Raw genomic sequence first — 14657 nt, 5'->3', positions numbered from 1 at the left:
CATGAAGCAGAGGTCAATCTGCCCGGGAAGATTAAGCACGGCCATTGCAGTTGCGCTGTGCTGCTTTCCGCCATTTTCCAGCGGAGAGGAAAACCCGGGAACGGTCTATCAGTTTAACGATGGTTTTATCGTTGGCAGTCGCGAAAAGGTCGATCTGTCGCGCTTTTCTACCAGCGCTATCAGCGAAGGCGTCTATTCACTTGATGTGTATACCAACGGCGAATGGAAAGGGCGCTACGACCTGAAAATCACCGCCGGTAAAGACGGCAAAATGGGCGTCTGCTATACCAAAGCGATGCTGATGCAATACGGGATCTCGCCTGAAAAATTCAACCCGCAGCTCAGCGAGAAAGAGGGCTTCTGCGGACGCCTGCAAGAGTGGCGCAACGAAGAGAATGTTAAAGATACTCTGATCCAGTCCTCCCTGCGACTGGATATATCCGTACCACAAATCTACGAAGATCAGCGTCTTAAAAACTTCGTCAGCCCGGAGTTCTGGGATAAAGGCGTTGCGGCGCTGAATTTAGGCTGGATGGCAAACGCCTGGAACAGCCACAGCTCGTCGTCCAACGGTTCTGATAACAGCAGTGCTTATCTGGGTGTTAACGCGGGCCTGTCGTGGGACGGCTGGCTGCTCAAGCATATCGGTAACCTGAACTGGCAGCAGCAGCAGGGAAAAGCCCACTGGAACAGCAACCAGACCTACCTGCAGCGGCCCATTCCGCAGATTAACTCGATAGTCAGCGGCGGTCAGATTTTTACCAACGGCGAATTCTTCGACACCATCGGCATGCGCGGGGTAAGCCTGGCGACCGATGACAATATGTTCCCGGACGGCATGCGCTCCTACGCCCCGGAAATTCGCGGCGTAGCGCAAAGTAACGCCCTGGTCACGGTTCGTCAGGGCAGCAATATTATCTATCAGACCACGGTGCCGCCGGGGCCGTTTACCCTGCAGGATGTTTACCCTTCCGGCTACGGTAGTGACCTTGAAGTTTCGGTTAAAGAAGCCGATGGTACGGTTGAAGTGTTTAGCGTGCCTTACGCCTCGGTGGCGCAATTACTGCGTCCAGGAATGACCCGCTATGCGCTCTCTGCCGGTAAAGTCGACGACAGTTCGTTGCGTAATAAGCCGATGCTCTACCAGGGAACCTGGCAGCACGGTTTAAATAACCTGTTTACCGGCTATACCGGCGTCACTGGTTTTGATGACTACCAGGCGTTCCTGCTGGGAACCGGGATGAACACCGGCATCGGCGCGCTGTCATTCGACGTTACGCATTCACGGCTGAAGAGCGACACCCTCGACGAGCAGGGGCAAAGCTATCGCGCCACCTTTAACCGCATGTTTACCGAAACCCAGACCAGCATCGTGCTGGCGGCATATCGCTACTCCACCAAAGGCTATTACAACCTGAACGACGCGCTGTATGCGGTCGATCAGGAAAAGAACCGTAACAGCAACTACACCGTGTGGCGGCAAAAAAACGGTATGACCTTTACCGTTAACCAGAACCTGCCGGATGGCTGGGGCGGTTTTTATCTGAGCGGCCGGGTGGCGGATTACTGGAACCGTTCGGGAACGGAGAAGCAGTACCAGTTTAGTTACAACAACATGTACGGCCGGCTCTCGTGGTCGGTGGGCGCGCAGCGTGTCTATACCCCGGATAGTTCTGGCCACCGTCGCGACGATCGCGTTTCGCTCAACTTCAGCTACCCGCTGTGGTTCGGTGAAAACCGTACCGCTAACCTGACGTCAAATACCTCGTTTAATAATTCACGCTTCGCCAGTTCACAAATTGGCGTCAACGGTTCGCTGGATAGCGAAAACAACCTCAACTACGGCGTGTCGACAACCACGTCTACCGGCGGTCAGCATGATGTGGCGCTGAACGGCAGCTACCGTACTCCGTGGACCACGCTGAACGGCAGCTATAGCCAGGGCGAAGGGTATCGCCAGAGCGGCGTCGGTGCCAGCGGAACGCTGATTGCCCATCGCCACGGCGTGGTGTTCTCGCCGGAAACCGGCACTACCATGGCGTTGATCGAAGCGAAAGACGCCGCTGGCGCGATGTTGCCCGGCTCGCCGGGAACCCGTATTGACAGCAATGGTTACGCCATCCTGCCGTATCTGCGGCCTTACCGGATTAACTCCGTTGAAATTGACCCGAAGGGCAGCAACGACGATGTCGCCTTTGATCGTACCGTGGCGCAGGTGGTGCCGTGGGAAGGCAGCGTGGTCAAGGTCTCCTTCGATACCACGGTGCAGAACAACATCACGGTGCTGGCGCACCAGGCTAATGGCCTGCCGTTACCGTTTGCCGCCACGATATTCGACCCGTCCGGGAAAGAGATAGGCGTGGTGGGCCAGGGCAGCATGATGTTTATCAGCGATGCCAGCGTGCCGAAGGCGACGGTTAAGTGGAGCGGCGGACAGTGTTCGGTGGATTTAAGTCAGGCAAAAACAAAGGAAACGCTATGTCGCTAAGTAAAAAACTGACGCTTTTTATTGGCTTAATGGCGCTGGGGACAACGTCGGCATGGGCATCATGTTGGCAATCTAATAGTGCCTATGAAATTAATATGGCTATGGGGCGCGTGGTTGTTAGCCCGGACTTACCAGTAGGTAGTGTTATTGCAACTAAAACATGGACAATGCCGGATAATAATACGATTTATGTTACATGTGATAGAAGTACTACTCTGAAATCAGATGCGAAAGTTGTTGCTGCTGGTTTGGTTCAGGGGGCCAATAAAGTCTATTCGACTGCAATTCCTGGAATTGGTCTACGTTTCTCACGTAAAGGGGCGATCAGTATGATCTACCCTGATAGTTATACCACGACAGGTTCCTCCTTTAGACTCGCAGGTTCAACATTCACATTAGATATAATTAAGACCAGCACCACAACAGGGAGTGGGACATTAGCCAGTGGGCCGTATACAGAATATGGCCCAGGATTTACAATCCTGAAAACCAGCCTCAATGCTGATGCCATTACAATTGTTTCACCTTCTTGTACCATTTTGGGTGGCAAAAATATGAATGTCGATATAGGCACGATTAAACGAGCCGATTTAAAAGGGGTGGGAACCTGGGCTGGCGGTACACCATTTGATATTAAACTGGAGTGTAGTGGGGGAGTCAGTGTCAGTGGTTATGCAAATATTAACACCTCATTTTCTGGAACATTAGCTACAAATACTTCGGCGAATCAAGGTGTTCTGTTAAATGAAAAGACCGGAAGTTCTGCTGCTAAGGGCGTTGGTGTGCAGGTTATAAAGGATAACACTCCTCTGGAATTCAACAAAAAATATAATATTGGTACATTACAAAGCCAGGAAACCCGCTATATCACCCTGCCGCTCTATGCGCGCTTCTATCAATATGCGCCGACCACCAGTACCGGTGAAGTGGAGTCGCACATGATCTTTAACCTGACGTACGATTAATGCGGGAGGCGGGTATGAGTGATTCAGCAAAGTATATAAATAGCATACGACTCATTCAGTTTGCCCTGATGAGCGGGACGCTTATTGCCTCCTCGGTGTGGGGATTCGAGACGAATTACGATCGTGGGCGGGTGGATTTTGCCGGACGGGTGACCGACATCTCCTGTAGCGTGGCGCTTAACGGCGGCAATAATGCAGGGAGTGGAAGCGTCTGGCTGGCACCGGTTAGCCTGGCGGAAGTACACGAACGCGGGGCGGGGGCATTTATGAAACCGCAGCCTTTCACTCTGGAACTCTCAAACTGCCAGCTTCGCCATGATGGTGGCGCGGCGGATAAAGATGAAGTTCGGATGGTGAGCGTGCGCTGGATTGATGGGTTTATGGTCAATTTCGTCAGTAATGAAAACGCCGGTTATCTGGCGAATACGCGCGCGGACGGTGCCAGCCATATTTTTCTGGCGCTGGCGACCAACGATAATAATACGCTGGACAAAAGCAATAAAATTGTCCCGGCTGACCCGCAGCAAAACCGGGTGCCTCTGGTGGAAAAGGCGGTGGATGGCGGGATATTTACTTATTACATTGGCTACGTTACGCCCGCGCCGGAAAAAGCGACCAGTGGTCCGTTGACCAGCTGGGCGACCTGGGAGTTAGTTTATAATTGAGTGATTGATTGACTTTATTGCGCGAATGTTAATATTGATGCCGGAATGCTCCGGCATTTTTTTAAACCTTGATATCTTCTTTGACCAGTTGTTCAATGCTGACTTCCTTCCAGTAGTGTCCCTGAATAGCAAACCACTCCATGCCCTGTAACCACTTCTTGTGCGCTTCGCTTTCTACGCCTTCAATAATCACATTATGGTGGTTACGGGAAAGAAAGGTGATCAGTGCATCCATCAGCGGTCGGCCAGAATCTTTTTGCATTAAATGCCAGAAGAAGTCTTTATCGATTTTGACATAATCAAAATGGTAACTTCGAATCGCATTAATACCCGCATTGCCTGAGCCAAAATCATCGAGCCAGAGCGTCGTGCTTTGTGGATCGCTCCAGGTAGCAAGAGCATTGTTCAATAATTTATTCGAGTTTTCTGTTACCTCAAAGTGAACGCAGCCAATGTGGTCAACGAGGTTTTTAATCTCCGATCTTAGCAATATGTTGAGTATATGGTCATCAACATTGATTGTTGCAGAGATGCCGTTTTTATTAAACCACTGTTTATGTTTTTCAATGAGCGCCAGCTGCTCCATGAATATGCTCTCGCGCAATCCCGTATTGGCATAGCGGAAGAAGTTTTCTGGAGAGATAGGCAGGCTATCGAAACGACTCAGGCACTCAACGGCGACGAGCGTACCTTTTGGGGAAAACATCTTTTGAAAGACATAACGAACGGATATATCGTTACGTGATAAGTTATGATTGGAAAATAGCGTCGCGTTCATTATCTCTCGTCAAAAATCAGGCCGAAGGTAAAGAGAAGATAATATTATTATAGGTGAGGTTTGTGTCGATGGGAATGATTATTAAAGGAAGGTTGCCAATGAATTAGCGGCTTTTGATTGGTCACCCACATATTTTTGGCTTCAGCACCGATACATATTGACTATCCTTTTATTCATTATCCGTGAGTTATTCATCCCCAGCTTCTTCATAATATGTACCTTATGGCTGTGTACCGTTTTGTGATCAATATCGAGGAGTAATGCGATTCTTTTATTGTTGTTGCAGGCAATGATTAACTCCAGAACCTGAAGTTCCCTGGCGGTTAGCGTACGCCGGGTACATAATCCCTGACAGCCATCGGCGGTTAAAGGTCTGTTGATGATGGCAGAGAAATCTGATAAAGACGATTTTTCAGTCAAAATCAATAAATTATCAATATCAAGCAACTCCCGAAACAGTCTGGAGAGGTCACTTTTTACAATTAAAACCAGCAACGCGCAGTGCGTAAGACGCTTGCGCAGGGAGTTAAGCAATGCGACAGTTGTGGCTGCAGATATATCCTTATGGATAGTGTTGATAATAACGGTAGTGGTCGATGGTGTGATGACTCCCTTAACCATATCCTGGAAGTTAAGGGTGGTGATGTTTTTTTCGTTATCAACCATATAATCGTGGATTGATTGTCCGATGATATTGTCGTCAGTATAAAGCAATATGTTTTCCAATGGGTTAAAATTTCCTGTTGATTATCTTTATCATAAAAACATCTTGCGTACTATTGCATTAATGTTGATTTAGGTTAAAGTGATTGTGTTTTTTTGAAATTTTATTTTGCCAAGTGAATTAAGCCAAGATTCGCCTGTTTTTTATTTTTCTATCAATTATCAATTTGACAATTATTTCTTCTATTTCCTCTTTTTTTTCTTCACTTTCGTAATAAAACATGCAAGATACCCTGAAGTTTGTTGTATCACATTGTTTGTGGTTATTTGTTTCGGATATATGTTTTATTTTTAAATTAACAAGGATTCGTCCGTACTCCCCAAGATTTAACTCTGAGTTTTCAAGTTTATTTCCACTTCTAATAAAACTATGCAAAGGTTCCAGGGATATAAACGAGCAACCACCTTCTGATATATCATTCAAGTGATATTTATAAATAGTGCCACTTCTGTATCTTCCAGAGCAATAAAACTGACTTTCGTACCTAACGTTAATTCTTGGTGATGTCCTTCGTTGTAGTATTGATAATGATTCAGGAATAATGAAGCATAGAAGATTGTTTGAATTTCTTTTGTCAGTGATTCGATTGTTGGTTGTGAATTCTATTTTCCCTAATGGGCTGTGGATGATAAAATAAAAAATGCTCTCTTTAGGAAGACCTGGATGAGAGGTGGATGGTTTTATATAGAAAAAATTACCTTCTACTTTTTTTAGTGTCGACTGGTGTTTTATACCATTACAATAGAAGTACAATTTAGATTGAATCCTGAGTTCATCTCTCAGAATTGCAATAATTTCATATTTGGACTTTTTAGAAACTCCCTCAGACATATTGACTCCCTAATCCAAAAACAGCCAAAATTTTAATTTATTATCCCATGCTGGAATCGTATTTTTCTTAAAAAAACGCCCTCATAACCTATTGTTTAATTTAAAAAAATAGGATAATCCTATTGATTGGGGGTTGACATTGTCGAACTTTATTTTTTGGCATTTGGAGTGAATAATCTTTTAATATAAATTTTCCAGGTCTACCAACAGTGACGATAGCGGACAGTGATGTAGACTCCTTAAACAGACAGTAGCTGTATCTTCAGATAAGAGATAGGCTTGAATATTTGTCTAACACTGGCGCTAATTTTGAGATGACCGAGATCCTGTTAGGGCAATAAGCCCGTAAGTGTAAGACTCCTCAGAAGAAAATCGCCATTATCCAGCAGACGATGGAGCCGAGTATGAATGTCTCCCACGTAGTCCACCTACATGGTAACCGTTCAGCCGTCTGACAGGACAGATGCTGTACCCGGCGTAATGACGAAGTTGACGCTGGGATACAGTCTGACATCCTCAATATCATCAGCGACATGCCGAGTTACGGATATCGTCGCGTACAGGTTACTGGACATACCGGTGCAGTGGCTGACGGATAACGGTTCAGCGTATACCGCACATGAAACGCGGAAGTTCGCCAGAGATCTGAATCTGGAGCCATGCACAACAGCGGTGAGCAGCCCAGAAATCAACGAAATAGCAGAAAGCTTCGTGAAGATGATAAAACGGGACTGCATCGGCATCATGGCGAATCCGGACAGCCTGGCTGCGGTGATAAATCCGGCGGTGGTGTTCATTCATTACAACAAACGTCATCCGCATAGTGCACTGGGATATCAGTCACCACAGGAATATATACGCAGAAAGTTATCGCAACCGTAAGAGAGTAAAAATATCTGGATATATAGGGTCAAATATAGGAATAATTTAGACGACATACAGCAGGAGTAAAAAAATGTTACGTGGATCCGAAAGAGAAACCGCTTTATCCAAACTTAAAAATGCAACTGACCGTTATGAGACTCAGGCAAAAAGGACGCAGGAAGAGATTACAAATCTCTTCCTGTTGCGTCAGAAATGCAGTGAACAACTTATTACACACGTCGAAAACTATGTGAGTCAACTGGCAAATAAACCAAAAGAATTCGGTAAATCCTGGAGTGAACTAAAAGCAGAAATTGTTGAGTTCGACAATGTTGTTGAAAAACTAGAGGAGGAATATCGCACATCGCACGTTGGTAAAGGGACTGCAACGGCGGGAGTTGCCGTCGGAGCCGGTGTTGCAGCATTTGCACCTACGGCAGCGCTGGCAGTCGCTACGACCTTTGGTACAGCATCAACCGGAACTGCAATTGCCACATTGAGCGGTGCTGCAGCTACAAATGCAGCACTGGCATGGCTTGGCGGGGGGGCTTTAGCAGCTGGCGGCGGTGGTATGTCTGCAGGCGGTGCGCTGCTAGCGCTGGCAGGTCCCATCGGTTGGGGGATCGGAGTTGCAGGTATTGCAGGGGGCACTCTTCTGGCTCGTCGTAAGAACGGCAAAATTATTGACAAAGCTCAGCAGGAAGAGCGTCATATTCGGGCTAAAACTAGCGAATTGCTGGTAATGGAACGTGGTGCGAATAAATTGAAGGCACTAACATCTGAGCATTATCATGGCACTGAAAGCATTATTGATGGGCTGGAGAAGACCGCACCGCGTGACTACAACCAGTTTAATGCGCATCAGAAAGATCAACTCGGGGCATTGATTAACCATATCCATGCATTATCAAAACTGATCAACAAGAAAATTCAGTGATGAAAATTATTGACCGCCATGATGCTGTAAGTGATCAGATTATCGGTAGTGCTGTTAATGCACTCAATCAGACCAGGATGCAGGACGAAATATTCGAATTAGAGAGGCAAGCTCGTGCGTTTGAGAATGCGGGCGAGCAAATGCTGAAGGTTCGTGATTTTATCGCCTCACCCAACACCATACTAGGCTCCACAGGTACCAAGCATGGTGAAATTGCCGAGCAAGTAGAAGTAGGTGTGCGTAACGCCCGTCAGGCGCTCGAAGAGAGACTACAGGATGAGTCCGCTTTTCGCGCAACATTCGACGGGGTTGGCCGGACGGCCCCTGCGGACTATTTAATTGATGGCGTTGAAGTGCAATCAAAATTCATAAACGGCATCAATAGTAATCTGACACATGTCCTGAAACACATGGAAGACTACCCTGACTTCACCCAAAACAAAGCGTTTTACCATATCCCGAAAGATACCTGGCAAACGATACAGGATGTTATCGACGGGAAACCTGTTGAGGGAATGAATGAGAGAAGTCTGCAGGCCATCAGGGAAAAGGTTGCAGAAATTGAAAACGCAACCGGCCGATCATTTGCGGACGTTGTACGTCCAGGAGACTCTAATTATAAAGATGTCCAGTGGGGGAAAATCGATGAAACACTCGATAAACATGACCAGGAATTAGCTGAGAAAAATGAGGTAAAAAAAGCCGAAATCGTTGAAGAACACCAACCTTCGCTCAACGAAGCCATGCGAGCTACGGTTATGGGGGCAGCCTTCGGGGCCACTTTTGCTCTCGGTACGGGTATTTACCGCAAGTATCAAGACGGTAAAAATATCTTCCGTGGCGAATTCGATACAGAGGACTGGCAGGACGTAGGGCTGGATACGCTGAAAGGAGCAGCTATAGGGGGCGTGTCCGCAGGGGCTATTTACACCCTGACAAATTACGCCTCAATGGGAGCCCCCTTCGCCAGCGCATTAGTTACCGCAACCAAGGGGGTAGGAAGTCTTACTATGTCTTATCAGCGTGGTGAGATAGATCTCAATGAGTTTACCGATCTCGGGCTTATAGTCTGCGCTGAATCAGCCATTGTGGGCGCTATGACCATTGCTGGCCAGACATTATGTAAGCACACCCGTTTTAGTTCCACGCACTTTTTGAGATTTCCGGGTTTTCAGCCATCAGCCGGTATTCTTCTGGCGTCAAGTTATTCAGGGATTCATGGGGCCGCTCACTGTTATATTCAGCCAGCCAGCGCCCGGTAATTTCCCGTGCTTCATTCAGTGTTCTGAACAGGTAAAAATCCAGGATTTCTGTCCGGTATGTCCGGTTGAACCGTTCGATAAACGCATTCTGTGTTGGCTTACCCGGCTTGATAAATTCGAGTTGCACGCCATGTTCTTCGGCCCACTGTGCCAGCGCCAGTGAGACGAGTTCTGGTCCGTTGTCCATCCGCATCTTCAGTGGGTAGCCGCGGTTTGCCACTATCCTGTCCAGTACCCGGACGACACGCTGAGCCGGGATATTCAGGTCGATTTCTATCGCCAGTGCTTCACGGTTAAAATCATCCACCACATTGAAGGTCCGGAAGCGTCTGCCGCAGACCAGCGCGTCGTGCATAAAATCAATGGACCAGCTCTGGTTTAACGCTTGCGGTGTTGCCAGTGGTGCTGGATTACGTACTGGCAGTCGCTGTTTTCCCTTGCGACGAAAATTCAGTTTCAGCAGGCAGTAAATCCGGTGAACACGTTTATGGTTCCAGGTATTGCCCTGCCTGCGCAGCAGCTGGAACAACTTCTTAAAACCGTAGCGCGGATAGCGTTCTGCCAGTTCAGTCAGCGCACAGATCACCGGTTCATCACGTCGGGTATCGGGCTGGTAAAAATAGACCGTCCTGCTCAGCGATAACGTCCTGCAGGCCTGGCGTAAACTCATGGCAAATTGCGCCGTCAGATAGCTGACGAGTTCACGCTTTATCGCTGGTTTTAAAGCTTTTTTTCGATGACGTCTTTAAGTGCCCGGCACTCAAGGCTGAGATCAGCAAACATCTGTTTCAGACGTCGATTCTCATCTTCAAGGTCTTTGATTTTTTTAATATCGGCCGCTTCCATCCCGCCATATTTCGCCTTCCAGTTGTAATAGCTGGCTTCCGAAATAGCGGCCTCACGGCACACATCCTTGACGGTACGTCCGGCTTCGACGGACTTCAATACGGCGATGATCTGGTGTTCAGTGAATCGGATCTTGCGCATAGCGATCTCCTCAGGGGACATAATCAGTATGTCGGAAGATCTCTAAAAGTGAATCGTCCGTTTTACCGGGATACTTACAAAGTGATCTACTATTTGGAACGCTTATTTAGAGAAGTTATAAAGGATTATTTACCGACAAGGTCAGTCTTTCTATCTTTTGTACCAGTTCACATTCATGTGAACTGGTACAAACCAGATACATCAATCTGACTCATCGGGGATACCATGCATCATATTGCTGTCACCCAAATGTTGCTCCCAGACGTCATCGCATTTTATCGTACTGATTTCTTTTCCCTGTTTTAAAATAGTTATTTCCCCATCAGTGTTTTTTCCATCATCGATATAGGAAACAGAGTAAGTATAATCATTCTCAGGTATATTTAATGTATGTATCGACACGCCTTCAGCCCTACTGTAATTCCATGACTGACTTAACTGGCTCACATTTTTTACCAGAGTAATTTCAGGAATAACTCCGCCACCTCCGGTAATGTCCGATTTACCAAATAAATAAGTGACCTCGTTATTATTCCTTAACACAGCCACCTCTATAGTAGTTTTTCCTTTTATTATACACCCGAACAAGACATCTGAATCTCCATAAGGTGATGCCATTACTGAACAAGAGATAGTAATTACCACCAGAGTAGTCACATATTTAATTCCATATAAAAACCTCACACAAATCTCCCCTCAAAATAAAAAATATATAAAAAGCACTTACCCCAAAGGTAAGTGCTTTGCCTCAAAAATGCCTATTCAATATATACAACAATCTTACCATCTGATTGTTCTGTCACGGTAATATCTTTAGTTGTACCATCACTAAGTTGAGCAAATCCATAGTGCTGTTTCCCTTCACTTTCAGTTAACGTTACGTTCTCACATTGCTGCGAGTATTGACGTAACTGTTTATGATAGATATCCGTTACCACCTGGCATGCTGTACGTTCCAGCATCGCTTTGCTACCGTTGAACGCAAAGTTCCCGATGCCATATACAACCCAGATCCCAAGCCAGACCAGCAACAGCATTTTCCCCTGACCAACGGCTTTACAACGTTTAGCAATATAAACTGGCGAAAAAAGAATCCACCATTTTGAAAAGCTTGCCTTACCATGTTTATCCAGTAGCTTCCAGTCCATATAGAACAAAATAACCAGGGCAATCATAACGAACAGATTAACCGTATAGTTGACAGCTAAACTAAACAAACATGCGGATAAAACGCCGACAACAAACAATCCCGTTGCAATCCAGATATATTTTTCATGTAACGACGAGTTGTCTATATTTAATAATTCACGAATATTCTCAGCGCTTACCAAATCAGACTTTTTACGATCGCCAACAATAAAAGAAATCAATTTGTTATTATACAGAACCCTGGCTTTATCGTTTAACAAAATAGATTTCATTTCACGGATGAATTTTAAATCTGCATCATCACGTTCACTTACTTTTTGTATCGCATGGTTTAATTCATCAACGCTGGCATTCATATCCAGCTCAAGATATTCATAATAGTTTATCATGATAATTCCTTATCTTTACATAATAGCCGAAATATTACAGAGAACGTTATACTGATATACATCAAGAGTATTGAACCGGAGGGGGGGATGGCAGTAAATATAAAATAATTATTAAAATACGTAATCATTTCCCTTATTGACCTAACAAAACAACAATCCCTGTACAAACAAGCAACATGAATAAAGCACCAATGCCAAGATAGGCTTTAAAAAGCCCCTTAATTCTGTCTGGTTTCATTTTGACCTCACGACTACAGCAAAAAGAATAGCACCAAATATGGGGTCTATAAGCATACTGATAACAAACCATATGAAGAACGAACGGCCACTGGCCTGAGCCAATTTACCAATAACTATCGATGCTCCGATCCACAAAAGTAAAAGAATAAATGCCATCGTTGGCTCCTTGAAAAATAGCAATAAATGACTGAAGTGGTGGTTTAATGCCGTCACTTTGTCCGGTAAGCATGTTGAATAGATGGGCAGACTTATACCTGCCGCATTGAAACATCCTTGCTATAGGCGCATGGTGCATCTCCTTATTGTCACCCGGTAAGAATCCTGGCCTGATTCTAATTAAATCCTCTCTAAGATAGGGAGGTTATGAGTGCAGGTAAAATTGTTATTACCGATCGAATTTCAATAATTGATCTGCAATATCTATCGATAAAATCGATCAATTATTAATTCTTGATAGTTTATAACTATCATTGCAATGATATCGATCGTTTTTGTAGATCAGTTTATGCGGGGGATGTGGTGTATTAAAATTGATGAGGCAAGTAGTGGATTTTTTTTATTCATTAAAATCATAAAGATATGACATTTAGCATAACCTTCTAGTCAAAGGTATGACCACAATCGTCGCACTCATATCTGTCAAACAGGAGTCCATCAAGGGCTGAACCGGTAACAGCTCCCGCAGTTGCACCAGCCACAAACCTTCCCAGAACAGCACCAATAACTGCCCCGGTCGCAGTCCCCAGAACTGGCACAACAGAGCCAATTGCAGCCCCCGAGCTTGCTCCGCTAAGAGCTCCTGCCACACCTCCGGCTATGCTTCCAGCCTTCCTCCCAATGTTACGTTCGCTGACGCGCTCAGCACCACATATAGGACATGTTGTAGTCATTGATAAAATCTCCTGATTTCAGGTTGTTAAAAAGAAGAAGGCACCCGGACGTTAAAGTCCAGGTGCCTTCTGTATGTAATTTGTGTGCTACACGATTTATCTTGCCAGCATCGGGTTATTGAGTTTTGTATAATCAAACGGACTAATTGTTTCCTCTTGGTTAGCATCAAGAAAGTCAGCCCACCATTGCAGCATCAGTCTGCGCTCATCCAGAAATTCCGCTTTATGGATATAAGCAGCACGTACACCATTACGTTCCTGATGGCTCATCTGGCGCTCAACAGCATCCCTTGACCATAGACCAGATTCAATCAATGAACTGCAGGCCATTGCTCTGAAGCCGTGACCACAGACATCGACTTTTGTATCGTAGCCCATCAACCGCAATGAGTTATTCACGGTATTTTCGCTCATGGGTTTCCAGGGATTATGGTCACCGGTGAAAATCAGTTCATATTCTCCACTGATGGTGTGGATCTGTTGCAGAATATCCAGCGCTTGAGTAGAGAGCGGCACCAGATGCTCTGTACGCATTTTGGAGCCTCGATGGGAGTACTTAACACCATCAATAGGTTTCCGCTCTGGAGGAATGGTCCACATGGCTTTCTTGAAGTCGATCTCAGACCATCTGGCAAAACGTAGTTCACTGGAGCGGATGAAGATAAGCAGGGTGAGTCTTGTTGCCAGTCGGGTGAGGGGCTGGCCTCTGTAGGCATGCAGTCGCCCAAGAAGCTCTGAAATGCGACTTAAGGCGAGGGCAGGGCGATGCTGACGTTTCACCGTTGTTAAAGCGCCCGCCATATCCACGGCAGGGTTATAGCTGATAATACCTGACTGGGCAGCATAGCGCATGATTGCAGTGATACGTTGCTGAAGGCGGGCTGCAATCTCATATATCTCTTTGGTTTCGGCCGCTTTGACGGGTACCAGCAAATCTGGTGTTCTCAGCGTTGTGATATCGCGTAAACCTATATAGGGGAATACGTGACACTCAAGACTTTTGAGCACCTTCTCGCGGTGAGCTTCAGACCATTTTTTATTGCTCTTATGCCATTGACGGGCAACGAGCTCAAAAGTGTTTACGGCCTCCGGTGCACCTTTCTTCGCTCTCCGTTGTTCACACGGGTCAATACCGTCAGATATGAGTTTTCTGGCCTCATCGCGTTTATCACGCGCTTCAGACAGTGATACTTCGGGATACTGACCAAGCGCCAGTGTTTTCTCTTTACCGAGATGACGATAGCGCAGTCGCCAGTAGCGGGAGCCATTAGGGTGAACGAGCAAAAACATGTTGCCGCTGTCGGCCAGCTTATAAGGTTTTTCATCCGGTTTGGCTGCGCGGATTTTAGCGTCAGTCAGTGCCATAGCTATGTTCCTGATGTTGGATGAGGGTACAGAATTTTATCGAATCAGACTATACCCTCAGTTGTACCCTCGCAAGGTACTTGATGCGGGTTGAAGTTGATTGAGTTGGGTGGAGTTAAGCGA

13 protein-coding genes are annotated in these 14657 nt (G+C 46.1%); 5 read left to right on the top strand and 8 right to left on the bottom strand.

Going from position 1 to position 14657, the window contains the following annotated elements:
• Position 1: 1 nt before the first annotated feature.
• Genes FN082_RS04775 through FN082_RS04765 form a run of 3 tightly spaced genes read left to right on the top strand, consistent with a single transcriptional unit; the run spans position 2 to position 4118 of the window.
• Positions 2-2488: a fimbria/pilus outer membrane usher protein gene (locus FN082_RS04775; protein ID WP_142981213.1), complete on the top strand. Its 2487-nt coding sequence runs from the start codon at positions 2-4 to the stop codon at positions 2486-2488.
• Positions 2479-3453: a fimbrial protein gene (locus tag FN082_RS04770; RefSeq protein ID WP_114262896.1), complete on the top strand. Its 975-nt coding sequence runs from the start codon at positions 2479-2481 to the stop codon at positions 3451-3453. Before FN082_RS04775 ends, FN082_RS04770 begins: the two co-directional genes overlap by 10 nt.
• A 14-nt stretch (positions 3454-3467) precedes the next feature.
• A complete protein-coding gene (locus FN082_RS04765; RefSeq protein ID WP_047665395.1) occupies positions 3468-4118 on the top strand; it encodes a fimbrial protein in 651 nt (216 codons plus the stop codon).
• A 61-nt stretch (positions 4119-4179) separates the two neighbouring features.
• Here the strand turns inward: FN082_RS04765 and mrkJ are convergent, their stop codons facing one another.
• The 3 genes from mrkJ to FN082_RS04750 all read right to left on the bottom strand — a co-directional run bounded on the left by mrkJ (position 4180) and on the right by FN082_RS04750 (position 6451).
• Complete coding sequence (mrkJ, locus tag FN082_RS04760) at positions 4180-4896, bottom strand: cyclic-di-GMP phosphodiesterase MrkJ (protein WP_047663494.1); 717 nt, start codon at positions 4894-4896, stop codon at positions 4180-4182.
• A 141-nt stretch (positions 4897-5037) separates the two neighbouring features.
• Positions 5038-5622, bottom strand: coding sequence for a helix-turn-helix transcriptional regulator (locus tag FN082_RS04755; RefSeq protein ID WP_142981212.1), 585 nt, complete (start codon positions 5620-5622; stop codon positions 5038-5040).
• Positions 5623-5740: 118 nt separating this feature from the next.
• Positions 5741-6451, bottom strand: coding sequence for a flagellar brake protein (locus FN082_RS04750; protein ID WP_142981211.1), 711 nt, complete (start codon positions 6449-6451; stop codon positions 5741-5743).
• A gap of 432 nt (positions 6452-6883) precedes the next feature.
• On the opposite strand from FN082_RS04750, the gene FN082_RS04745 reads away from it, so the two are divergent.
• Positions 6884-7333 carry an integrase core domain-containing protein gene (locus FN082_RS04745; RefSeq protein ID WP_080748437.1) on the top strand — a complete coding sequence of 150 codons (450 nt, stop codon included), beginning with the start codon at positions 6884-6886 and terminating at the stop codon, positions 7331-7333.
• A 73-nt stretch (positions 7334-7406) separates the two neighbouring features.
• Positions 7407-8252: a hypothetical protein gene (locus tag FN082_RS04740; protein WP_142981210.1), complete on the top strand. Its 846-nt coding sequence runs from the start codon at positions 7407-7409 to the stop codon at positions 8250-8252.
• A 1137-nt stretch (positions 8253-9389) separates the two neighbouring features.
• Here the strand turns inward: FN082_RS04740 and FN082_RS04730 are convergent.
• From FN082_RS04730 to FN082_RS04710, 5 genes are all read right to left on the bottom strand, one after another.
• Positions 9390-10501 (bottom strand): IS3 family transposase gene (locus tag FN082_RS04730; protein WP_142981231.1). Its coding sequence is split into 2 segments (ribosomal slippage): positions 9390-10240 and positions 10240-10501, totalling 1113 coding nucleotides; the frame shifts between segments, so codons are not numbered across the junction.
• 201 nt (positions 10502-10702) lie between these two features.
• Positions 10703-11158: a hypothetical protein gene (locus FN082_RS04725; RefSeq protein ID WP_142981209.1), complete on the bottom strand. Its 456-nt coding sequence runs from the start codon at positions 11156-11158 to the stop codon at positions 10703-10705.
• Between the two features lie 101 nt (positions 11159-11259).
• Positions 11260-12039 carry a hypothetical protein gene (locus FN082_RS04720; RefSeq protein ID WP_142981208.1) on the bottom strand — a complete coding sequence of 260 codons (780 nt, stop codon included), beginning with the start codon at positions 12037-12039 and terminating at the stop codon, positions 11260-11262.
• A 234-nt stretch (positions 12040-12273) separates the two neighbouring features.
• Positions 12274-12435, bottom strand: coding sequence for a hypothetical protein (locus FN082_RS29935; protein ID WP_040216727.1), 162 nt, complete (start codon positions 12433-12435; stop codon positions 12274-12276).
• 830 nt (positions 12436-13265) lie between these two features.
• Positions 13266-14534, bottom strand: coding sequence for a tyrosine-type recombinase/integrase (locus FN082_RS04710; RefSeq protein ID WP_064155775.1), 1269 nt, complete (start codon positions 14532-14534; stop codon positions 13266-13268).
• Positions 14535-14657 lie beyond the last annotated feature (123 nt).

The organism is Klebsiella spallanzanii, assembly GCF_902158555.1.
GTDB classification, from domain to species: Bacteria; Pseudomonadota; Gammaproteobacteria; order Enterobacterales; family Enterobacteriaceae; genus Klebsiella; species Klebsiella spallanzanii.
Note: the sequence above shows the minus strand (reverse complement) of the source record. Positions and strands in the feature narration are given on the sequence as shown.

Excerpts from the sequence above, each read along its gene's own strand:
- FN082_RS04775 (WP_142981213.1), top strand. The coding sequence starts at position 2 with ATGAAGCAGAGGTCAATCTGCCCGGGAAGATTAAGCACGGCCATTGCA.
- FN082_RS04770 (WP_114262896.1), top strand. The coding sequence starts at position 2,479 with ATGTCGCTAAGTAAAAAACTGACGCTTTTTATTGGCTTAATGGCGCTG.
- FN082_RS04765 (WP_047665395.1), top strand. The coding sequence starts at position 3,468 with ATGAGTGATTCAGCAAAGTATATAAATAGCATACGACTCATTCAGTTT.
- mrkJ (WP_047663494.1), bottom strand. The coding sequence starts at position 4,896 with ATGAACGCGACGCTATTTTCCAATCATAACTTATCACGTAACGATATA.
- FN082_RS04750 (WP_142981211.1), bottom strand. The coding sequence starts at position 6,451 with ATGTCTGAGGGAGTTTCTAAAAAGTCCAAATATGAAATTATTGCAATT.
- FN082_RS04745 (WP_080748437.1), top strand. The coding sequence starts at position 6,884 with ATGGTAACCGTTCAGCCGTCTGACAGGACAGATGCTGTACCCGGCGTA.
- FN082_RS04740 (WP_142981210.1), top strand. The coding sequence starts at position 7,407 with ATGTTACGTGGATCCGAAAGAGAAACCGCTTTATCCAAACTTAAAAAT.
- FN082_RS04720 (WP_142981208.1), bottom strand. The coding sequence starts at position 12,039 with ATGATAAACTATTATGAATATCTTGAGCTGGATATGAATGCCAGCGTT.
- FN082_RS29935 (WP_040216727.1), bottom strand. The coding sequence starts at position 12,435 with ATGGCATTTATTCTTTTACTTTTGTGGATCGGAGCATCGATAGTTATT.
- FN082_RS04710 (WP_064155775.1), bottom strand. The coding sequence starts at position 14,534 with ATGGCACTGACTGACGCTAAAATCCGCGCAGCCAAACCGGATGAAAAA.